Annotated in this window: 14 protein-coding genes; 9 read left to right on the forward strand and 5 right to left on the reverse strand. The window is 70.1% G+C overall.

The window, feature by feature from the left end; genetic code table 11:
• Window position 1 precedes the first annotated feature (1 nt).
• From RM540_RS03995 to uxaC, 5 genes are read right to left on the reverse strand one after another with little or no spacing between them, the layout of a single operon-like run.
• A complete protein-coding gene (locus tag RM540_RS03995; RefSeq protein WP_311662238.1) occupies window positions 2-841 on the reverse strand; it encodes an SDR family oxidoreductase in 840 nt (279 codons plus the stop codon).
• A 43-nt stretch (window positions 842-884) separates the two neighbouring features.
• Window positions 885-2,228 carry a TRAP transporter large permease gene (locus RM540_RS04000; protein WP_311662239.1) on the reverse strand — a complete coding sequence of 448 codons (1,344 nt, stop codon included), beginning with the start codon at window positions 2,226-2,228 and terminating at the stop codon, window positions 885-887.
• Window positions 2,225-2,851, reverse strand: a complete 627-nt coding sequence (locus RM540_RS04005; RefSeq protein ID WP_311662240.1) for a TRAP transporter small permease — start codon at window positions 2,849-2,851, stop codon at window positions 2,225-2,227. Before RM540_RS04005 ends, RM540_RS04000 begins: the two co-directional genes overlap by 4 nt.
• Window positions 2,848-3,858, reverse strand: coding sequence for a TRAP transporter substrate-binding protein (locus tag RM540_RS04010; RefSeq protein ID WP_311662241.1), 1,011 nt, complete (start codon window positions 3,856-3,858; stop codon window positions 2,848-2,850). The genes RM540_RS04005 and RM540_RS04010 overlap by 4 nt, the downstream gene beginning before the upstream one ends.
• On the reverse strand, window positions 3,855-5,417 hold the full coding sequence (gene uxaC, locus RM540_RS04015) for a glucuronate isomerase (RefSeq protein ID WP_311662242.1): 1,563 nt from the start codon (window positions 5,415-5,417) through the stop codon (window positions 3,855-3,857). Before uxaC ends, RM540_RS04010 begins: the two co-directional genes overlap by 4 nt.
• Before the next feature lie 264 nt (window positions 5,418-5,681).
• Between uxaC and RM540_RS04020 the strand changes: the two genes are divergently transcribed.
• From RM540_RS04020 to RM540_RS04060, 9 genes are all read left to right on the forward strand, one after another.
• Entirely contained in the window at window positions 5,682-6,731 is a 1,050-nt protein-coding gene (locus RM540_RS04020; protein ID WP_311662243.1) for a LacI family DNA-binding transcriptional regulator, read from the forward strand.
• Window positions 6,732-6,845: 114 nt separating this feature from the next.
• Window positions 6,846-7,688 (forward strand): 5-dehydro-4-deoxy-D-glucuronate isomerase, encoded by an 843-nt coding sequence (gene kduI, locus RM540_RS04025; protein ID WP_311662244.1) that lies wholly within the window; start codon window positions 6,846-6,848, stop codon window positions 7,686-7,688.
• Window positions 7,688-8,896, forward strand: a complete 1,209-nt coding sequence (locus RM540_RS04030) for an alginate lyase family protein (protein ID WP_311662245.1) — start codon at window positions 7,688-7,690, stop codon at window positions 8,894-8,896. Before kduI ends, RM540_RS04030 begins: the two co-directional genes overlap by 1 nt.
• The gene (locus RM540_RS04035; protein WP_311662246.1) at window positions 8,893-9,684 is read left to right on the forward strand and encodes a gluconate 5-dehydrogenase; all 792 of its coding nucleotides are present in this window, start codon (window positions 8,893-8,895) and stop codon (window positions 9,682-9,684) included. The genes RM540_RS04030 and RM540_RS04035 overlap by 4 nt, the downstream gene beginning before the upstream one ends.
• Window positions 9,681-11,969 carry a DUF4861 family protein gene (locus tag RM540_RS04040; protein WP_311662247.1) on the forward strand — a complete coding sequence of 763 codons (2,289 nt, stop codon included), beginning with the start codon at window positions 9,681-9,683 and terminating at the stop codon, window positions 11,967-11,969. The genes RM540_RS04035 and RM540_RS04040 overlap by 4 nt, the downstream gene beginning before the upstream one ends.
• 13 nt (window positions 11,970-11,982) lie before the next feature.
• Complete coding sequence (locus tag RM540_RS04045; RefSeq protein WP_311662248.1) at window positions 11,983-14,460, forward strand: glycoside hydrolase family 2 TIM barrel-domain containing protein; 2,478 nt, start codon at window positions 11,983-11,985, stop codon at window positions 14,458-14,460.
• 294 nt (window positions 14,461-14,754) lie between these two features.
• A complete protein-coding gene (locus tag RM540_RS04050; protein WP_311662249.1) occupies window positions 14,755-17,820 on the forward strand; it encodes a TonB-dependent receptor in 3,066 nt (1,021 codons plus the stop codon).
• Window positions 17,821-17,929: 109 nt separating this feature from the next.
• Window positions 17,930-19,612 carry a T9SS type A sorting domain-containing protein gene (locus tag RM540_RS04055; protein WP_311662250.1) on the forward strand — a complete coding sequence of 561 codons (1,683 nt, stop codon included), beginning with the start codon at window positions 17,930-17,932 and terminating at the stop codon, window positions 19,610-19,612.
• Between the two features lie 269 nt (window positions 19,613-19,881).
• Window positions 19,882-21,474, forward strand: coding sequence for a T9SS type A sorting domain-containing protein (locus tag RM540_RS04060; protein WP_311662251.1), 1,593 nt, complete (start codon window positions 19,882-19,884; stop codon window positions 21,472-21,474).
• Window positions 21,475-21,506: the final 32 nt, after the last annotated feature.

Consider the following 21,506-nt stretch of genomic DNA (forward strand, 5'->3'; position numbering starts at 1 on the left):
TCTAAAAGCCCCCGTAGGCTGCGAATCCGCCGTCGATGGGGAGGACGGCGCCGGTGATAAAGCGGGCGGCGGGCGAGCACAGGAAGACGACGGCGCCGGCCACCTCGTCCGGCTCGCCAAAGCGGCCGGCCGGCGTGTGCGCGACGATGTCGGCCCCGCGCTCGGTGAGCGAGCCGTCGGCGTTGAGGAGGAGGTCGCGGTTCTGGTCAGCCACGAAAAAGCCCGGGGCGACCGCGTTGACGCGGACCCGGCCCTCGGTCTCTTTGGCGAGGTCGACGGCCATCCAGCGCGTGTACTGGTCCACGGCCGCCTTCGCCGTCGAGTAGCCGACGACGCGCGAGATCACGCGCGTGGACGTCATCGACGACACGTTGACGACTGCCCCGCCCCCGGGCTCGGTCACGTGCTCGGCGATCGCCTCGCCGAAGGTCTGGGTCGGGAGCACGGTCCCGAGCAGGTTGAGGTCGACCACGCCCCGCCAGGCCTCCGGGTCGAGGCGGAACGGGCTGTCGCCCGGCGCCAGCGTCGCGCCGGCCACGTTGCCGCCGGCCGTGTTCACGAGCGCGTCGACGCGGCCAAAGCGGTCGAGGACGGCGTCGCGGGCGCGCTCGAGGGCGTCGACCTCGAGCACGTTGGCCTCGACGCCGAGCGCCCGCTCGCCGGTCGGGTCCATCTCGCGCGCCGCGGCCTGCGCCTCGTCGGCGTCGAGCCCGAGGAGGACGACGCGGGCGCCGGCGGCGAGCAGGCCGCGCGACATCCCGCTGCCGAGCGTGCCGTAGCCGCCGGTCACGACGACGACGCGGTCGTCCAGGCGGAAGGAAGGGGAGGGCGGGGTGGGCATTCGGGGCGGGGTGGGGGAGGGGCGACGCGCGGGCAGGGCGGCGCTAGTAGCCGAGGAGAGACGGGAGCCAGAGCGACAACCCGGGGAACGCCGTCACGAGGGCGAGGGCGATGAGCATGGCGATAAACAGCGGGAGCAGCGGCCGGACCACGCGCGCGATCGTCGTCTCGGCCACGCCGACGCCCACGAACAGCACGCTCCCGACGGGCGGCGTGCACAGCCCGATGCACAGGTTGAGCACCATCACGATCCCGAAGTGGACCGGGTCCATCCCCAACTCGACCACGACCGGCAGGAAGATGGGCGTGAAGATGAGGATGGCCGGTGTCATGTCCATGAACACGCCGACGAACAGGAGCACGACGTTGATGATCAGGAACACGGCGATCGGGTTCTCGACGGCCGTGACCGCGCTGGCGATCGCCTGCGGCAGGTTCACGTAGGCCATGATCCACGACATCGCGATGCTCACCGCGATCAGGAGCAGGACAATCGCCGTCGTCGCCGTGGCGTCGAGCAGGATCTGGGGGAGGTCGCGGAGCGTGATGCCGCGGTAGGCGAACGCGAGCGCGCCGGCGTAGAGGACGGCCACGGCCGCCGCCTCGGTCGCCGTGAACACGCCGCCCACGATCCCGCCGATCACGACGACGAGCAGGAACAGGCTGGGCAGCGCCGCTACGAACCGGCGTACGATCTCGCCGAACGCCGACCACTCGCCGGTCGGGTAGCCGCGCCGCCACGCCGTGACGCCGGCCACGGCCATGAGCATCCCGCCCACGAGCAGGCCCGGCACGTAGCCGGCCAGGAAGAGCGCCGCGATCGACGCCCCTCCGCTCGCCAGTGAGTACACGATGAGCACGTTCGACGGCGGAATGATGAGCCCCGTTGTCGCGCTCGTGATGTTGACGGCGGCGGCAAAGTCGCGGTCGTAGCCCTCGTCCACCATGCGCGGCCCGACCGTCGCGCCGATGGCGGAGGCGGCGGCGACGGCGCTCCCCGAGATGGCGCCGAAGAGCATCGACGCGAGCACGTTCACGAACGCCAACCCGCCCGGGAGCGGGCCGAGGAGGGCTTTGGCGAAGTCGATGAGCCGGGCTGCGATCCCGCCCTGGTTCATGAGCTGGCCGGCCAGGATGAAGAACGGGATGGCGAGCAGCGTGAAGCTGTCGAGGCCCGTCGCCATCCGCTGGGCGACGGTCGTGAGCGCGGCCGTCGGGCCGATCGACAGCATCATGGTCGCGACCGTCGCCAGCCCGATCGCGAACGCCACGCGGACGCCGAGCGCGAGCAGCACCACGAACACGCCCACGAGCACGGCGATGGCCGTGCCGTCCGCAGCGAGGGCGGCCGACGCCTCGGGGGCGGCCTGGAGGAGCGCCCACGTCATCGGTCGTCCTCGCGGATGGGGAGCTCGGACCCCGGCGTCGCGTCGGGCCGGCTGGCGGCGGCGAACGCCTCCGCGCTCGACCCGTCCGGGTCGGGGCCACCCCGCCCGTGCCCGCGCAGCACGGCGACGTAGAGGCCGATGGCGTGGAGCGCGTAGAAGCCGATGACGGCGCCTGCGAGCGGGAGCACGGTGTAGACGGCGCCCAGCGACACGCCGAGTGCGGCCGAGCGCTGCCCCAGCAGCGTCGTCAGGCGAACGAGGTTGCCGCCGCCGTAGAGCATCACGCCGACGGCGAATGCCAAGACGCAGCCCTGGAGCACGACCCCGAGCGAGGCCCGCGCCTTTGGCCTCGCGTCGAGCGCGCGCGGGAGGAGGTCGATGGCGAGGTGCATCCGCTGGCCCACGGCGTAGGCCGCGCCGAGGAGGCCGAGCCAGACGAGGAGGAACCGGGCCAGCTCGTCGGTGAACCCGCTCGGGCTGCCCAAGACGAACCGGGTCACGACCTGCCACGTCACGTTGATCACGCTCGCGCCCATGAGCACGACGCAGGCCCACGCGAGCACGCGGTCGACGGTCCCTTTCAGACCGCCCGCGGTGGTGGCGCGGAGGAGGGGCGCGCTCACTCGGCCTCGGGGCTCGCGGGCGGGGCGGGGCGGGACTCGACGGCCTGGATCTCCTCGATGAGCGCGCGCGTCGGCGCGTCGACCTCGGTGAGCATGGCGGCGACGAGGTCGGAGAACGGGACCCGGTCCTCGGCGCTCATCTCGATCACCTCGGCCCCGGCCTCGCGGACGGCCGCGAGCGCCTCGGCCGTCGACGCGCGCCAGAGCCGCTCCTCCAGCCTCGCGCTGGCCTCGGCGGCCTCCTCGACCCACCGCTTTTCCTGCTCCGAGAGCTCGTCCCAGATGGGCGCCCCGATGACCAGCACGTCCGGGACCGCCGTGTGCTCGTTGAGCACGAAGTACGGGGCCACCTCGTAGTGCCGCGACAGGTGGTAGCTCGGCGGGTTGTTCTCGGCCCCGTCGACGACGCCCTGCTGGAGCGCCGTGTAGAGCTCGCCCCACGAGATCGGCGTCGGGCTCCCGCCCATCGCGCGGACCATCCGCATGGACGTCGGGCTCTCCTGCACGCGGATCTTGAGGCCCCGGAGGTCGTCTGGCGTCCGCACCGGCCGCTCGACGGTGTAGTAGCTCCGGGCGCCGGCGTCGTAGTAGGTGAGGCCGCGGAAGCGGAACGGCTCGGTCGAGTCGAGCACGTCGGCCCCGACGTCGCTGTGGAAGAACGCCAGCCGGTGGGCCTCGTCGCGGAACAGGTAGGGGAGCGAGAACACGGCGAACTCGGGCGCGAACCCTTCGAGCACGCTCGCCGACACCTTCGTCATCGCGAGCGACCCGATCTGGAGCAGCTCCAGGCACTCGCGCTCGCTCCCCAACTGGCCCGACGGGTAGATGGCGAGCTGGAGGCTCCCGCCGCTCGCAGAGTCGACGTGCGCGGCCATCGCCGTCATGGCGAGATGGACCGGGTGGTCCGTGCTCAGCCCATGGCCGAGCCGGAGCACGCGCGTGCCCTCCCCGCCCGTGGGCCCGGAGGCACACCCGCCGACGAGCGCGAGGAGGAGGACCCACCTCACGCGAGCACCCCGTCGGTGCGCGCGTGCGCCGCCCCGCCCGCTGTGGCGGGGGCGGGGCGGTCGAGCCGGTACGCCCGCCGTGGGAGGTCGTAGGCGAGCGCGCGGCCGACCTCACGGGCCTCGGACAGCCCGAGCTGGTGGCGGGCGACGAGCCGCCCGAGGTAGTGGGCGTCGACGCGCCGGGCAAGGTCGTGGCGGGCGGGGATCGAGCAGAACGCGCGCGTGTCGTCGTTGAACCCGGCCGTGTTGTAGAACCCGGCCGTCTCGGTCGTCCGCTCGCGGTAGCGGAGCATGCCCTCGACCGAGTCGTGGAACCACCATGCCGGCCCGAGGACGAGGCCCGGGTAGTAGCCGGCGAGCGGGGCGAGCTCGCGGGCGTAAGTGCTCTCGTCGAGCGTGAACGCGATCAGGCGGAACGGCGGCCGCCCCGCCCCGTCCGCGGCCGCCGTGTCGCGGTCCGTCCCGCCCGCGAACTCGGAGAGGAGCGGGCGGAGCGCGCGCGTGAACTCCGTGGCGACGGGGATGTCGGCGCCCTTGTCCGCGCCGAACCGCTCGAACAGGGGCCGGTCGTGGTTGCGGAGGGCGCCGACGTGGAGCTGCATCACGAGCCCGTCGTCGGCGCTCATCTCGGCGAACGCCATGAGCATGTGGGCCGTGAACGCCGCCTCGTCCTCGGCCGTCGCCGCCCCGCCCAGGGCGCGCGCGAAGACCGCGTCGCGCTCGGCCTCCGGGAGCCAGCCCGTCCGCGCCGTCTCGGCGCCGTGGTCCGTGGCGACGGCCCCGAGCGCGGCGAAGTCGGCGCGGCGCCGGCGGAGCGCGGCGGCGAACGAGTCGTAGTCCTCGATCGCCCCGCCCGCGAGTTCTCCAAGCCGCTGGACGTGGTCGGACCACCCCGCCCGCGCGATCTGGACGAGCGCGTCGGGCCGGAACGTCGGGATCACGCGGCGAGCGCCTGCGCTACCGTCGGCGGCGCCGTTGGGCGGGGTGGGGCGGTTCCAGTCGTCGGCATCGAGCGCCCGGTGGTGCTCCAGCGCGCTAGAGGCCGCGTCGGTCGTTGCGAGCGTCTCGATCCCGAACCGCTCGAACAGAACGCGCGGCCGGTACTCGGGCGAGGCCAGGCGCTCGGCGATTTGGTCGTAGATCCGGTCCGCCGTGTCGGCGCTCGGGGCGACTTCGACGCTGAACAGCTCGTGGAGCTCGTACTCCATCCACGCCCGCGTGGGCGTCCCGGCGAACGCGTGCCAGTGGGCGCAGAACAGGCGCCACACCTCGCGGGGGGCGACGTCAGCGCGCGAGCCGTCGGCGCGGGGGACGCCGAGCGCGTCGAGCGGGACGCCCTGGCTGTGGAGCATCCGGAACACGTAGTGGTCCGGCGTGATGAGGAGCTCGGCCGGCTCGGGGAACGGGCGGTCCTCGGCGAGCAGCGCCGGGTCGACGTGGCCGTGCGGGCTCACGATGGGGAGCCCGGCCGTCTCGTCGTAGACGGCGCGCGCGGCGTCCCGCTCCGCCCGATCAGGTGGGAAAAAGCGGTCGGGGTGGAGACGGAGGGCGTCAGCCACGGGTGGGGCGGCGGATGGGGACAACTTGACGGTTTCAACTTTCTGACATGACGCGCCGTCCTGTTCAATCTGGGAGCGGGGTGGCGGGCCAGGGCCACCGCAAGGGTAAGGACAGTCCAGAGGGAATACGAGCCCAGGCTTCAAAAAATCCCTTCCGAGGCCGCCCGTCTTTCCTTGACACGTCTCGGCCGCGCGTCTATCCTCCGATTGAAATCCGAGGCGACATCGTCCGGCTGATTCTCTCAAAACCTGAAACGTTCAAGCATGGCCAAGCGTGTGACCGTCCTCGACGTGGCCGAGGCCGCCGGCGTCTCCACGGGGACCGTCTCGGCGGTCATCAACGCCCGGAGCTCGGTCCGCGACACGACGCGGCAGCAGGTGATGGACGCGATCCGGGACCTCGAGTACCGCCTGCCGCGGTCCTCCCCGCTCGCGCGCCGCGCGTCCGAGGACGGGGCCGAGCGGCCGCGGAGCGTCGGCGTCATCATCAAGGAGGCCGACAACCCGTTCTACGCCGACGTGCTGCTCGGCGTCCGGGCCGCGTTGGAGGAGAGCGGGGCGCACCTCCTGCTCGGGACGTCGGAGGGCAGCTTCGAGGAGGAGGGCCGGCTGATCCAGGCGTTCCGCGAGCGCCACGCCGACGGCGTCATCGTGGCGCCGGTCCTGGACGAGCACGTCGACCTTTCGCACCTGTTCACGCTCCGGCGGACCGGGTTCCCCTTCGTCCTGCTCGGCGACGTCCACGGGCTCCAGGCCGCGAGCGTGACGGTCGACAACGTCAAGGCGTCGAAGGCGGCCGTGCGGCATCTGATCGAGGGCGGGCACGAGCGGATCGTTCACGTCTCGGGGCCGCAGTACTCGCAGCACAGCCGGGACCGCGTGGCCGGCGTCAAGGAGGCGTTCAGCGAGTCGCCGCTCCAGTTCCACGACGACGTCGTGGTCCCCGGCGGCGCGCGCCTGGAAGACGGCTACCGCGTGGCGCTCGACGTGTTCGGCGGCGACGCGGGGCGGGGCGGCGAGCGGCCCACGGCCATCACCTGCTTCAACGACCTCGTCGCGATGGGCGCGCTCCGGGCGCTCGCCGAGCTCGGCCTGAGCGTGCCCGGCGACGTCTCGGTCGTCGGCTACGACGACATCCAGATGGCGGCCTACCTCGCCACCCCGCTCACGACCGTCCGCGTGCCGACGCGCGAGATGGGCCGGCGCGCCGCCGCCCTCCTCGACCTCCAGCTTTCGTCGGACGCGCCCGCCCCGCCCGAGCGCGTGGTCCTCGACGCCGAGCTCGTCGAGCGGGCCTCGACCCGTTCTCTGTAGCCGCTCGTCCCGTTTCATTCGCCTGTTCGGTCTTCGGCGCTCGCGGCACGCCCGCATCGGTCGAGGCGGCGAGTGACCAGTAATCCGCGACGTTCTCCCTACCCCGCCCCTTCTGTGCCCACCTCCTACGAATCCCGCTACGCCGCCAGCCCCGACGCCGTCAAGGCGTACGACACCCAGCGCTTGAGGGACGAGTTCCTCATCCCGGACCTCATGACCGAGGGCGAGATCCGCCTGACGTACACGCACTACGACCGCTTTGTCGCGGGCGGGGCGGTCCCGACGGGCTCGGCCCTGACGCTCGAGGCCATCGACCCGCTCAAGGCGGACTTCTTCCTGGAGCGCCGCGAGCTCGGCGTCATCAACGTGGGCGGGGCGGGGACCGTCACGGTCGACGGCGAGGCCTACGCCATCGGCCACAAGGAGGCGCTCTACGTTGGGCGCGGCGCCCGCGACGTCTCGTTCGCCAGCGACGCCGCCGACCGCCCCGCCCGGTTCTACCTCAACTCGGCGCCGGCGCACGCGGCCTACCCGACGAAAAAGGTGACGGCCGACGACGCCGAGGTCGTCGAGGCCGGCGCGGCGGAGACGAGCAACAAGCGAACGATCCGCAAGCTCCTCGTGTCGAGCGTGGTCGACGTGTGCCAGCTCCAGATGGGGATGACCGAGCTGGCCTCGGGGAGCGTCTGGAACACGATGCCGGCCCACACCCACGACCGCCGGATGGAGGTCTACTTCTACTTCGACGTGGCCGAGGGCCAAGCCGTGTGCCACTTTATGGGGCCGCCGGACGAGACGCGCCACCTGTGGGTCCACGACCAGCAGGCCGTGATCTCGCCGCCGTGGTCGGTCCACGCCGGTGCCGGCACGGGCAGCTACACGTTCATCTGGGGCATGGCCGGCGAGAACCTGGACTACGGCGACATGGACGTCGTGGACGTCGCCGACCTCCGCTAGTGCGCCCGCCCCGCCCCGCCCTCCTGGTTGCCCTCGGGCTCTTCGTCGTCGCCTCCGCGTCGGCGCAGGGGGTGCGTGGGGACGGGCGGGGCGGGGTGGAGGCCGTCCGAGAGCGCGTCCGCGACGGCGACGCCGCGCTCCGGCCGGCGTACGAGCGCCTTCTGGCGGAGGCCGACGAGGCGGTCGGCACGGCGTTCGCCTCGATTTTGGACAAGGACGCGACGGCGCCGAGCGGGGACCCGCAGGACTACTACAGCCTGGCCCCCTACTGGTGGCCCGACCCAGACACGCCGGACGGGCTCCCCTACGTCCGCCGCGACGGCGAGCGGAACCCCGAGGCGCGGGCGCTCGATGACCGGGCGCTCTCGGCTGTCCTCGACGCGGTCCCGACGCTCGCGTGGGCGTGGTACTTCTCGGGCGACGACCGCTACGCCGCCAAGGCCGGCGACCTGCTCCGCCTCTGGTTCGTGGACCCCGCCACGCGGATGAACCCCAACCTCACGTATGCCCAGGGCATCCGGGGCCGGAGCGACGGGCGGAAGTTCGGGATCATCGAGACGTCGGAGATGCCTGAGGTCGTCGACGCTCTCGCCGTGCTCAAGACGGGTCCCGCCCTCTCGGCTGCCGACTGGGGCGGGGTCGACGCTTGGCTCGCCGACTATCTCGTCTGGCTCCGCACGAGCGAGCTTGGGATCGCGGAGTCGAACTGGCTCAACAACCACGCGACGGCCTACGACGCCCAGGTCGCGGCGATCGCGCTGTACCTAGGCCAGGACGAGACTGCCCGCGAGGTGCTGGCGGCGTTCCCCGCGCGCCGGATCGACCGCCAGATCGAGCCGGGTGGCATCCAGCCCCAGGAGGCCGCGCGGACGAAGTCGTTCGGGTACTCGGCCTCCAACCTCCTCCACGCCTTCAATGCCGCGGCGCTCGCGCCGCGCGTCGGCGTCGACCTGTTCGGTTACGAGTCGGTCGAGGGCCGGAGCCTGCGCCGCGCGCTCGACTACCTCGTCCCCGTCGTGGAGGGCCGAGACAACTGGGCGTTCCCCCAGCTCCCGAACGCCTGGGACGACGGCGAACGGCGGCTCGCCGCGCTCCTCCGCCGGGCGGCCCTTGCCTACGACGCGCCGGCCTACGAGGCCGCCCGCGAGCGGCTCGACCCGGACCCGACTGCCCGCTACCACTTGCTGTTTCCCCACCCCGCCCGATGAGCACGACCCTCTTTGACCTGACCGGCACGCGCGCGCTCGTGACCGGCGCCACACACGGGCTCGGCATGGCCATGGCGCGCGGGCTCGGGCGGGCCGGCGCCACGCTGGTCATCAACGGGCACTCGTCGCAGGAGAAGATCGACCGGGCCGTCGAGAGCTACGGCGAGGACGGCATCGAGGCGCACGGCTACCTGTTCGACGTCACGAAATCCGACGAGGTCGAGGCCGCCGTCGAGCGGATCGAGTCCGAGGTCGGACCCATCGACATCCTGGTCAACAACGCGGCCGTGATCGACCGCGTCCCGCTCCTCGACATGAGCGTCGAGGCGTGGGAGAAGGTCGTCGGCACGGACCTCACGGGCGTGTTCGTGATGACGCAGCCCGTGGCCCGCCGGATGGTCGAGCGGGGCGGCGGCAAGGTCGTCAACATCTGCTCGATGATGAGCGAGCTCGGCCGCGACTCGGTCGGCGCCTACGCCGCCGCGAAGGGCGGGCTCAAGATGCTCACGCAGTCGATGGCGACCGAGTGGGGCCGCCACAACATCCAGGTCAACGGGATCGGGCCGGGCTACTTCGCCACGACCCAGACCGCCCCGCTCCGCGAGCCGGGCCACCCGTTCAACGAGTGGATCGTGAGCCGCACGCCGGCCGGCCGCTGGGGCGACCCGAGCGACTTGCAGGGCGCCGCCGTCTTTCTCGCCTCTGCCGCGAGCGACTTCGTGACCGGCCACGTCCTCTACGTCGACGGCGGCATCCTTGCCACGATCGGCCGCCCCCAAGACGCATGACGCTCCGCCCCGCCCCACTCCTCTTCGCTCTCACGTTGCTCCTCGCCGCCGCCCCGCCCGTCGCGGCGCAGGGCGGGGCGGCGCAGGTGTCCCTCCGCGTGGAAAATCCGGCCGCGACCGAGCGGCCGGACGAGATCGTAAGCGTCGACTGGGAGGCGTTGCAGCGCCGGCTCCCCGCGGCCCGCGCCGGGCGCGTCCGCGTGCTCGACGCCGAGGGCGGGGAGGCGCCGTCGCAAGTCCTCGATGACGACGGCGACGGGACGCCGGACGCGCTCCTGTTTCTCGCCCCCTTCTGGCCCGGCCAGGCGCGCACGTTCACGGTCGAGGCCGCCCCGCCCGCGCCCGTCGAGGCGCGCGCGCACGTCCTGCGCGACGCCCGGCGCGACGACCTCGCCTGGGAAAACGACCGCGTCGCCTTCCGCACGTACGGCGCCGGCCTGAGCGCGCTCGAAGACCTCGTCAGCAGCGGCGTCGACGTGTGGACCAAGCGGACCGACGCCCTCGTGGCCGACCGCTGGTACGCCGAGGGCGACTACCACACCGACACCGGCGAGGGCGCCGACTTTTTCTCGGTCGGCCGCTCGCTCGGCGCCGGCGGAACCGCCGTCTGGGCGGGCGGCGCGCTCCACCCCGCCCCCAACTTTACCGCCCACCGGATCCTGGCCGACGGCCCGCTCCGCGCCGTCGCCGAACTCACGTACCCGACCTGGGACGCCGCCGGGCGCGCGGTGACCGAAACGCGCCGGATCACGGTCGACGCCGGGCAGCCGGTCTACCGGCAGGAGAGCGTATTCGAGTCCGACGGCGAGGCGCCGCTTCAGACGGTCGTCGGGCTCGTCCACCGCCCTGGCATGGTCACGTCGACGCGCGGGGCGGGGCGGTGGACGTGGCTGAGCGGCTGGGGGCCGGTCGGCAACGAGGGCCACGGCGACCTGGGCACGGCCGTCCTGGTCCGCACAGACCGCGTGGCGGAGCACGCCGAGGCCGAGGACCACAGCCTGCTCGTGACCGAGGCCGAGCCGGGCACGCCGTTCGTCGCCTACGTCGGGGCGGGGTGGACGGCGAACGACGTGGGCGGGGTGGAAGAGTGGTGGGCGACGCTCGACGACGCCGCCGAGCGGCTGGCGCACCCGCTCCGCGTCTCGTTCCCCGACGACGCCCTCGACGCCCAGGCTGCGCTCGACGCCGCCGCCGAGCGGCTGCGGCCGTTCCTCGACCGCCCCGCCCGCGCGGACGAGATCCCGCGCTCGATCGACGCCGACGGCGCGCTCGACGTGTCGCCCTCGCGCGAGTGGACGAGCGGGTTCTACGCCGGCACGCTCTGGGAGCTCTACGACGCCACCGGCGACCCGGCCTTTGAGGACGCGGCGCGCCGGTGGACCGCCGTCGTCGAGCCCGAGAAGACGAACGCGGGGACGCACGACATGGGCTTCAAGATCTACCCCACGGCCGGCGCCGGCCTCCGCCTGACGGGCGACGACGACTACCGCGACGTCGTGGTCGAGGCGGCCGAGACGCTCCTGACGCGGTTCGACGCGAACGTGGGCGCCACGCGCTCGTGGGACTGGGGGAACTGGAAATTCCCGGTCATCATCGACAACATGATGAACCTGGAGCTGCTCTACGCCGCTTCCGAGCTGACGGGCGACGACAAGTTTGCCCGCGCCGCGACCGAGCACGCGCGGACGACTCTAGCCAACCACTTCCGTCCCGACGACTCCTCGTACCACGTCGTCCAGTACGACTCGCTGGGCGGGGAGGTGCTCTACAAGGGCACGCACCAGGGGTTCAGCGACGCGTCCGCGTGGAGCCGGGGCCAAGCGTGGGGGCTCTACGGGTTCGCGATGGCCTACCGCAAGAGCGGGGAGGCTGACTTTCTCGCCCAGGCCCAGCGCATCGCCGACTACGTCCTGGCGCACCCGCAGCTCCCGGGCGACGGCGTCCCGTACTGGGACTTCGACGCGCCGGCCCTCCCCGACGAGCCGCGCGACGCCTCGGCCGCCGCCGTCCTCGCGTCGGGGCTGTACGAGCTGGCCGGGTTCGTGCCCGAGCCCGAGCGCGGGCGCTACGTGGCCGCCGCCGACCGCATCCTGACCAGCCTCGCGACCGACTACCGCGTCGCCGACGACTACGACCAGCCGTTCCTGCTCGACCACAGCGTGGGCAGCGTGCCCGACCAGTTCGAGGTCGACGTCCCCATCGTCTACGCCGACTACTACTACGTCGAGGCCCTCCAGCGCCGGCTGCGCCTCGACGAGGGCCGCCCCGCCCTCGGCGCCCGCTGATCCCACCCCGCCCATGTCCGTTTCCCCTGCCCGCCTCTCGCCCGTGCTGACGACCCTGCGGTTCCGCTCCGCCCTCGTGGCGGTGGCCCTGGCGTTCCTCGTCCTGTCAGACGCCCAGGCCCAGCGCGTGGTGACGAACGTCAACGCCGACTGGGACTACCTCGAGGAGGCCCACGCGGACGTAGCGGACGCTCTGGCGGCCGACGGCTGGGAGCCCATCTCGCTCCCCCACAGCTGGAACGTGTGGGACACGACCGACATCGTCCCCGGCTATCGCCGCGACGCGAGTTGGTACCGCCGCACGATCACCGCCCCGCCCGGAGCGGACCGCCGGACGATCCTGTACTTCGAGGGCGCCGCCATGACGGCCGACGTCTACGTCGACGGCGCGTACGCGGGCGGCCACGTCGGCGGCTACGTCGGGTTCGACGTCGACCTTACCGACCACGTCACGCCGGGCGCCGAGCACGAGGTGATGGTCCGCGTGTCGAACGCCTATGACCCCGACCTCATCCCGTCCCAGAAGGCCGACTATTTCCTGTTCGGGGGGCTGACGCGCGACGTCTGGCTTAAGAGTGTGCCGGAGACCTACATCGACCGCGCCCACGTCCTCACGCCGACGGTGAGCGCCGAGGAGGCCGAGGCTACGGTCCGCGTGCGCCTCGCCGGGGGCGGGGCGGCCGGCCTCACCGCCGCCGCGCGCCTCGTCGACCCGGACGGCCGGACCGTCGATACGGCGCAGGCCCCGGCCGCGGGCGGGGTGGTGGACCTCGCGTTCGACACGGTCGCCCGCCCCGCCCTGTGGTCGCCCGACCGCCCCGCCCTCTACTCGGTCGAGGTGGACCTGATGCGGGGCGGGGAGACCATCGACTCGGTGACGGAGCCGCTCGGGTTCCGGTGGTTCTCGTTCGAGCCCGGCGGCGCGTTTTTCCTCAACGGCGAGCGGCTCCTGCTGCGCGGGACGCACCGCCACGAGGAGCACGCCGGCTACGCCTCGGCCATGCCCAACGCGCTCCACCGGCGCGACATGGAGATGATGAAGGAGGTCGGCGCCAACTTTGTGCGCCTGGGCCACTACCCGCAGGACCCGGTCGTGTACCAGGCCGCCGACAGCCTCGGGATCATCCTCTGGGACGAGCTCCCGTGGAACCGTGGCGGCGCGGGCGGGGCGGCGTGGCAGGCCAACACCGAGCGCCTGCTCCGCGAGCAGATCGACCAGAACCTGAACCACCCGAGCATCCTGTTCTGGTCGCTCGGGAACGAGATCTACTGGCTCCCCGACGTCCCCGGCGGCGACGACCCGGACCTCCTGCGCGCGACGGTCGCGCACCTCGACTCCGTCGCCCACGCGCTCGACCCGTCGCGAATGACGGCCATGCGGAAGTACTACGACGGCGACGACCTCGTCGACGTGTTCTCGCCGTCGATCTGGGCGGGGTGGTACTCGGGCGTCTACACGAAGTACGCCGAGGCCATCGAAAAGGCCCAGGCCGAGTACCCGCACCTCCTCCACATGGAGTACGGCGGGTCCAGCCACGTCGGCCGTCACACCGAGACGCCCATCGACGGCGAGGGGCTCGTGGACCCCGACGAGTTCAGCGAGGCCGTGAACCAGGTGGCCGTCGCGAACATCGCCCAGAACGGGGACTGGAGCGAGAACTACATCGTGGACCTGTTCGACTGGCACCTCCGCGTCTCAGAAACCATGCCGACGTTCTCGGGCAATGCGCAGTGGGCGTTCAAGGACTTCGGGACCCCGCTCCGCCCCGAGAACGACCTCCCGTTCGTAAACCAGAAAGGGCTCGTGGACCGGGCGGGGCGGCCGAAGGACGCCTACTACGTGTTCAAGAGCTACTGGACCTCGGCGGTCGAGGGCGACGATCCGTTCTGCTACATCGAATCCCCGACGTGGACCGAGCGGACGGGGCCGGTGGGCGAGCCGCGCGAGACCAGCGTCTACTGCAACACGGACGCCGCACACCTCTATCTGAACGGGGAGAGCCTGGGCATGCATGAGAAGGACATCGCCGCTTTCCCGGCGTCGGGCCTCTCGTGGCAGGTCCCGTTCGTGGAAGGCCCGAACGAGTTGGTGGCGGTCGGCTTCGTGGGCGGGGCGGAGGTCACGCGCGACTCGCTCGCGGTGTCGTACGCGACCACCCCGCCCGGGACGGCCAGCGACCTCGTGCTCTCGACCGCCCCGCTCGCAAACGGGAACGTGCTCGTCGTGGCGACGATGCTCGACGCCGAGGGGCGCCGCGTGCTCGACTACGAGGAGCCGGTCTACTTCAGCCACGACGGCGACGGCGAGATCCTCGTCGACTGGGGGACGCCCACGCGCAGCCAGCGCGTGTCGATGGCGAACGGGCGGGCGGCCATCGAGTTCGTCCCGACGACTGGCGGCCGGGCGGTCGTGAGCGTGCTGAACCAGGACTTCAAGGGGACCTACCTCGTGGTCCCGGCTTCTGAAATGGAGTCCGTCCAGAGTCCCTAATCTGGCCTCGGGAGCGGGGTGGCCGATGGCTTTCTCTATCTGGACGCGTCTTGCGAGCAGAGACAGCGGAGAAGAGCCGAGGCATAGTCGGCGGGCGGGGCGGCTCCTGTCTGCATCAAAATGAAACGTTCACTGAAATATTAAGGGTGGAAAGGATCGTTTCAGGTAGAGGTGGGACATATAAATGCCCCGGATCGCCTTGACTTCCTCTTTTGGAAGCCCTACCATGAAGGCCTTGACAAGGCACTGAACGTTCATAAGCGTTCACGCGTTCTGCCGTTCCGCCCCCTTTAGATGCTTCATCCTGTACTGAGCCTCATCCCCATCCCGAAGCGCTTCCGGCTTCGGGGAGCGTGTGCGCTGGCGTTCTGCGCCGTTGCTCTGTTCGGCGTCCAATCGGCCTATGCTCAGAGTGTTCTGCGGGGCACCGTGATCGACTCGCTGAGCGGGGGCACACTTCCAGGAGCGAACGTACTCGTCCAGGGCACAGCGCTTGGAGCGGCCACGGACATCGAAGGGACGTACCGAGTCAGCAATATCCCAGCGGGCGACTACACGGTTCGGTTCTCGTACGTCGGGTATGAGACCCGCTTTGTCCCCGTCTCAATCGCTGATGGGCAGACGGTGATGCTGGACGTGGCGCTCCAGTTGAGCGGGGGGCTTGGGGAAGTCGTCGTGTCGGGCCAGGCCGAGGGGCAACAGGCGGCCATCAACCAGCAGCTCTCGTCCAACACCATCGTCAACGTGGTGTCGGAGGAGAAAATCCAGGAGCTCCCCGACGCCAACGCCGCCGAGTCCATTGGCCGGTTGCCAGGCGTGTCGGTTCAGCGCTCGGGCGGGGAGGCGAACCAGATCGTCCTGCGTGGGCTCAGCGGGGCGTTTACAAACGTGACCGTCGACGGCATCTCGGTCGCGGCAACGGGTACCGAGTCGCGGAGCGTCGACCTTAGTGCGATCTCGCAGGGGACGCTCTCAGGCATCGAGCTCTTTAAGGCGCTCACGCCGGACAAGGACGCCGACGCCATCGCGGGGAGCGTCAACCTCGTCACGCGGCGCGCGCCGCGTGACCGGCAGATCCGGGTGAACGCGCTTGGGTCGTACAACGGGTTGGCGAGCGATGTCGGCCAGTACGACACGGACGTCCGCTACGGCGAGCGCTTTTGGGGGGACCGTCTGGGCGTCCAGATCACGGCCAACCTGGAGCGGCGGAACCGGAGCAACGAGGAGTACGACGTCGGCTATGACAAGGACGTCAACGAGGAGGGGACGACGACGTACTTGCTCGACGACCTCGACCTGTCCTACACCGACGAGACGCGGCGGCGGCGCGGGGCCGGGGCCATCCTCGACGTCGACACGCCGGACGGCGGGTTCGTCAAGCTGAGCACGCTCTACAATCACACCTCCCGCGACTTTATCGTCTCGTCGCGCAACTACCCCGCGAGCGGGGCGGACGAGTTGTTCTACTCGGCCCGCGACCGGGAGCAGACGATCAGCCTCCTGACGGGGGCGTTGACGGGCGAGACCTATTTTCTCGGCCTCGAATCGACGTGGGGCCTGTCTTACGCCCGGTCGTCCACGGACAACCCGTTCGACTACGAGCTCGTCTTTACCGAGCCATCGGCGACGGACTCCGACGGCAACGTGATCGCCGGGACGCAGGTCGTCCCGAAGGACGTCCGCGAGGGGGATCCGGAGGACCTCATCCCGTTCGCAGTCAACAACTTCGAGAGCGCTTACCTCTACGGCGCCTTTTTTCAGGAGGAGGAGAGCTCGGACACTGACCTCTCCGCGTACCTCAACCTCCGGCGGGACTACACCTTCGGGTCGTCGATCGGGGGGCAGATCAAGGTGGGCGGCAAGTACCGCGACAAGAGCCGGACGCGGGACCAGAGCGAGGTGATCTCGCCCTACTACGTCGAGGCGTTCCCCGGCTACGTCCAACTCGCCGACGGGTCGGTCGTGCCCAAAGACTTTGCGGGGACGATGTTCGATGGCCTTCAGCGGTCGGGCAGCCGGATCTTCGCCACCAACTTTATTGAGGCGGATCGTTTTACTGAGGACCTCTACGGCAGCCGGTTCACGCTGAACCCGGTCCTCGACCGCGACGCCGTCCGTGCGTGGTGGGAGCTCAACCAGAACGGAGTCTCCGACGCCGCCGGACGCGATCCGGAGTACGAGGTCAACGACGAGGCGCGCATCTTTTTCTACGACATCGCGGAGCGTGTGTCGGCTGGCTACGTGATGAACACGCTCAACATTGGGGAGCGCGTGACGTGGATCGCCGGTCTCCGCATGGAGCACGAGAACAATGACTACGGCAGCCGCTACTCGCCGACCCAGCTCACCGGCTTTCCGGTCCCGTCGACCAGTTCCATCCGAGACACGTCGTCCACGTTTAGCGAGACTGTGTGGCTCCCGAACACGCACCTCCTGATTGAGGCGACAGACTTCATGAACGTCCGTCTAGCGGCGTACCGAGCGCTTGCGCGGCCGGACTTTAATCAGCGGCTGGCGACAGTCGTGGGCCGGCAGACGAGCACGTTCTTTCCCGGCAACAGTGTCACGCTGGGAAACCCCAACCTGCGGTCGGCAAGAGCATGGAACTACGAGATCAATACGTCCTTCTACGGGCCGCGAATCGGTCTCTTCTCCGTCTCGGCGTTTTACAAGTCGATCTCTGACTACTACCAGACGATCAACAACATCCCGTACAACGGAAACGAGATATTCGAAGAGATCGGCATCGACTACCAGACTCCGTTTGGGGGGAACCGCTTTGTTCTCACGGCCCCGTTCAACTCGCCACGTGCTACGACGGTCTACGGCATCGAGGTGGAGCACCAGACGAGCCTCGGGTTCCTGCCCGGATTGCTTTCGGGCTTCGTCGTCAGCTACAACGGGACGCTCCTCCACTCGGAGACGGTCGTGCCGGCCGTGAACATCGAGACCACCTTTATCGAGCGCCCTCCTTTCCCGCCGGTCCCGCAGATCACGTACACGCCCGTCGAGACGGATCAGAAGCTCCAGGAGCAGCCGGACTTTATCGCCAACGTGGCTCTCGGCTACGACTACAGGTCCTTCTCGGCCCGCGTTTCGATGGCTCATCAGGGCGAGTACTTCACCCGGTTCGGCGACGGCGCCAATCGAGATGCGGCTGCCCGGGGTGGCTTTACGCGCTGGGACCTCGCCGTCAAGCAGGCGGTCAGGCCTGGCGTCATGCTTCTCCTCAACGTCAACAACCTGACGGGCGTGGAGGAGACGCGCTTGCGCATCAACGACGTAATCGGCCGGACCCTCCTCAACGACAGTCAGATCTACGGCACTACCATCGATTTCGGCCTCCGGGTCGATCTGTAGGCGCTGATGCGCCTACGCCTGTTGTCTCTTACAACCCCACCCTCCCATGCGCCATCTTCTACTTTCTTCGACGTTCATACTCGCTGCTTTTGTCACGGCAGATACAGCGGTGGCGCAGACCCAAACCTGTCCGGCCGATCAGGCCGTCTGCGCTGTCGAGAACGGGCAGCTTCTCAACCGGGTCATCAACCGGGATACCACGGTGACCGGAGAGCGTGCACGGGAGGACCGGGTGTACCAACTCGCTCGTGACGCCATCTACCTCTACGACGGCAACGTCCGCAACTCGGGGTACCACCTCCGCGTGTTCGGCGCTCCTGGCGACGGCCCGCTCCCGCAGGTTTATGCCACGGTAAACCAGAACAGCGGCAACGTCCCCGGCGATTGGGTTCGGCAGGAGGGGGACGTGACCTTCCGGGACTTCGCCTTCAGCGGGATCATCGAGGACCCCGTTCTTAACCCGGACGGCCTCACCATCATCCCGGCGGGCGTCGTCCGAGTGGAGCAGCCGGGGTTCACGCTCACGATCGACGGGACGGTGTGGTCGAACACGCGCAACCGCTTTGTGCGGGCGGAGTCTGCGCTGAAGGCGCTGTTCCTGACCAACAGCGTCTGGGTCAACAGCGGCTACAACGGGCCGAGCGGCGGCAACCTCGGTGTTGGCAAGGCGATTGACCTGCGCGACGGGTCCATCGACTCGCTCGTGATCCGCAACACGACGTTCGCCAACTACACGGACCGGATCATCCGGCACCGCGGGAGCACGGGGCCGATCCGCACGATGATCTTCGACCACAACACGATCATCAACGCGTTCTCGTACCACGGGATGATGGCGCTCGGGCAGGTCGGTGATAAGATCCAGATCACGAACAACCTGTTCGTGGACCCCTTCGTGGCCGGCGGCGACACGAGCGACGTCGTGCGCCAGAGCGAGTTCGACGAGTCCGGCGAGGTGTACGCCTCGAACGGGCAGCCCGAGATGTTTTGGGTCTTTACCGAGCCCAGCGGGAACGCCGAGTTCGAAATCGCCAACAACGTCTACGTGATCTCGCCGGAGGTCGAGGCCTTCTACGACAGGTTCGGCGACGGCATGGGCAACGACGGCAACCCGGACAACGGGACCGACGGCGACAACGACATCCTCGACGAAGGGACGAAGCTCACGGACTTTATCCTGGACCGGATCGAGAACGACGCGGCCGCCTTTGTCGAGGGGGACTTTGAGCTGGTCAACCGGCCGGCGCCGATGGTGAACCTGGGCGAGTGGTACCGGACGGAGGCCAGGCGCACCAAGGCCACCGAGACGTTCGACCCCGCTACCGACGACTACGACCGGAAGACGCTGGCTTACTACCTGGAGTCCGGGGACTTTGACGCCTCGTACCCGGCGTCGGCGAACGCGTACACGGCCGCGACGGGCGGATGCCCGGTGGGCGACCTCAACTGGTTCCCGACGCGCTACGACGCGTGCACGTTCAGCGTTGCCAACGAGAGCGGGCCGGGCCAGGTCACGGGTGCCGTTCGTCTGTTCCCGACGGCGCCGAACCCGACGCGCGGCAGCGCCACGGTGACGTACTCGCTCGACCGGCCAGTCGAGGTCGAGGTCACGCTCGTGAACATGATCGGGCAGACGGTCGCCACGCTCACGCCGCGCCAGATGCAGCAGGCCGGGACGCACACGCTCCGCTGGGACGGCGCGGCCGGTCAGGCGCTGGCGTCCGGCGTGTACGTCGTTCGGCTCCAGGCCGGCGACGCCGTCGTGACCTCGCGGATGACCATCGTCCGCTAGCGGCCCAGACGCCTCCGAGTGCCGCCGGGACGAGGGTGTCCCGGCGGTGCCCGCGTCTCAAAACGGGTGTGGCAAGCGAGGTCCCACTTCGCCGCCCCGCCCCGCGCTTCGCGCCGCCCCACGCTGCGTCGCTGGCCGAGAGCGCCGACGGCTCTCCGCGCTGGGCTTTACCGCCTCGTCTCCTCACAAGACTCTGTCGCCCACCCCGCTCGCGAGGGCGGGGTGGGCACCCGGAGCGTTCCCGCTCCCCCCACCTTATGCACGTTGCCATGCCTGACTTTTTCTCCTGCCGAAGCGGACGCGTCCTCATCGCGCTGTTCGCCCTCCTGGCCGCCCCGCTCGCCGTCGCGCAGTCCGAGCTCGCTGTCGCACCGGGCGTCGGGACGCTCAACGAGACCATTGCGGGCGACATCGACCGCCCCGCCGACCGCGTCTACGTGCTCGAGCGGGGCGGCTCCTACGCCGTGACCGGCGAGATCACCAACGAGGGCTTCGTCCTCCGGCTGCGCGCAGCGGACGGCGAAGGTCCCCGCCCCGTGATCTACCCCGGCCCCGAACAGGGCAGCCGCTTTTTCCGGCTCCTCGGTGACGCCTCGTTCGACGGCCTCTACGTCCTCGGCGTGAGGGAGAGCGGGGCGGTGTCCGGCATCCCCATCGCCGTCCAGGGAGAGGGGCAGCGCCTCGACATCGACGACTCGGTGTTCGAGGGGGCGAGGTCGCGGTTTTTCGAGATCGACGCGGCGGACACCAGGGTCTACGTTCGGAACAGCCAGTTTCGCAACTTTATTCGGACGGAGATCTTGAGCTCGAATGGTCGCGCCTTCGACTACCGAGACAAAAGCGCCAAAACGCTCCTGATCGAGAACACGTCGTTCCTCGGGATAAATGGGTACATCGTACGGTACGACGGTCCGGTCATCGAGCGCTTCGTCTTCAACCACAACACGGTTCACACGACGAGCAACGAGGTCACGACGAGCTCGCTCGGTACGCGGGTCGTGGAGTACGAGGTGACGAACAACCTGTTCGTGAACGTGCACGCTCCAGGGCAGGCGCCTGCGGAGCGGCCGGACGGGATCCTGAGCGTCAACGCGTTCGAGGGCTCGGGGTTTTTCGAAGCCGACCGGCAGATCACGATTGCGAACAACGACCTGTTCACGTCGCAGGACCTCCTGGACTTCTATGAGGAACGAGGGCAGGCCGGCGATCCGCTCGTCCCGTTCCAGCTTATCCAGCCTTCGTCGCAGGACTTTATCGAGGGGTCCAACGTCGCGACGGCGACCGACAACATCAACGTCCCGGTAAGCTTTGCGGCCCCGCCCTCGCTGGAGGACTATATCGCGTGGCTCGCCGCCATCCGCGACGGTGCGGCCGAGCCGCCGACGTGGGCGTTCGGCTCGGACAACGCTCTGTTCCCCGCGGAGCAGCCGCTCCCCGAGGACCTCTCGTACGGGACGGACAGCCCGGCCTACACGGCGGCCGAGGGCGGCTTCCCCGTCGGCGACCTCAACTGGTTCCCGGAGCGCAAGGCGGCGTGGGAGGCCGGCGGCGGGGCTGTCCCGACGGAGGGCGGACCGGACGCGAGCGGGTTCGCCCTGCACGGGACGTACCCGAACCCCTCGGCGGGGGCCGTCACGGTCCGCTTCGACCTCGACGCGCCGGGGACGGTGTCGGCGCGGGTGTTCGACCTGCTCGGCCGCGAGGTGCTGTCCTCCCCGCCCCAGGCGGTGAGTGCGGGGGCGGGGCAGTTGGTCTCTCTCGACGCCTCGGCCCTCCCGGCGGGCCTATACCTGTACCGGGTGACGGCCGAGACCGGAGGCTCGCTCCGGTCGCAGACCGGCCGGCTCACGCTCGCGCGCTGAGCGCCCCCGCTTCCAGACCGCCCCGCCCCACC

The sequence above is a fragment of the Rubrivirga litoralis genome (assembly GCF_031846415.1).
Taxonomy (GTDB): Bacteria; Bacteroidota; Rhodothermia; order Rhodothermales; family Rubricoccaceae; genus Rubrivirga; species Rubrivirga litoralis.

What these genes read in the sequence shown, in the direction of transcription:
- RM540_RS04000 (WP_311662239.1), bottom strand. Translation starts at nt 2,228, where the DNA reads ATGACGTGGGCGCTCCTCCAGGCCGCCCCCGAGGCGTCGGCCGCCCTC.
- RM540_RS04050 (WP_311662249.1), top strand. Translation starts at nt 14,755, where the DNA reads ATGCTTCATCCTGTACTGAGCCTCATCCCCATCCCGAAGCGCTTCCGG.
- RM540_RS04020 (WP_311662243.1), top strand. Translation starts at nt 5,682, where the DNA reads ATGGCCAAGCGTGTGACCGTCCTCGACGTGGCCGAGGCCGCCGGCGTC.
- RM540_RS04040 (WP_311662247.1), top strand. Translation starts at nt 9,681, where the DNA reads ATGACGCTCCGCCCCGCCCCACTCCTCTTCGCTCTCACGTTGCTCCTC.
- RM540_RS04035 (WP_311662246.1), top strand. Translation starts at nt 8,893, where the DNA reads ATGAGCACGACCCTCTTTGACCTGACCGGCACGCGCGCGCTCGTGACC.
- RM540_RS04060 (WP_311662251.1), top strand. Translation starts at nt 19,882, where the DNA reads ATGCCTGACTTTTTCTCCTGCCGAAGCGGACGCGTCCTCATCGCGCTG.
- RM540_RS04045 (WP_311662248.1), top strand. Translation starts at nt 11,983, where the DNA reads ATGTCCGTTTCCCCTGCCCGCCTCTCGCCCGTGCTGACGACCCTGCGG.
- RM540_RS03995 (WP_311662238.1), bottom strand. Translation starts at nt 841, where the DNA reads ATGCCCACCCCGCCCTCCCCTTCCTTCCGCCTGGACGACCGCGTCGTC.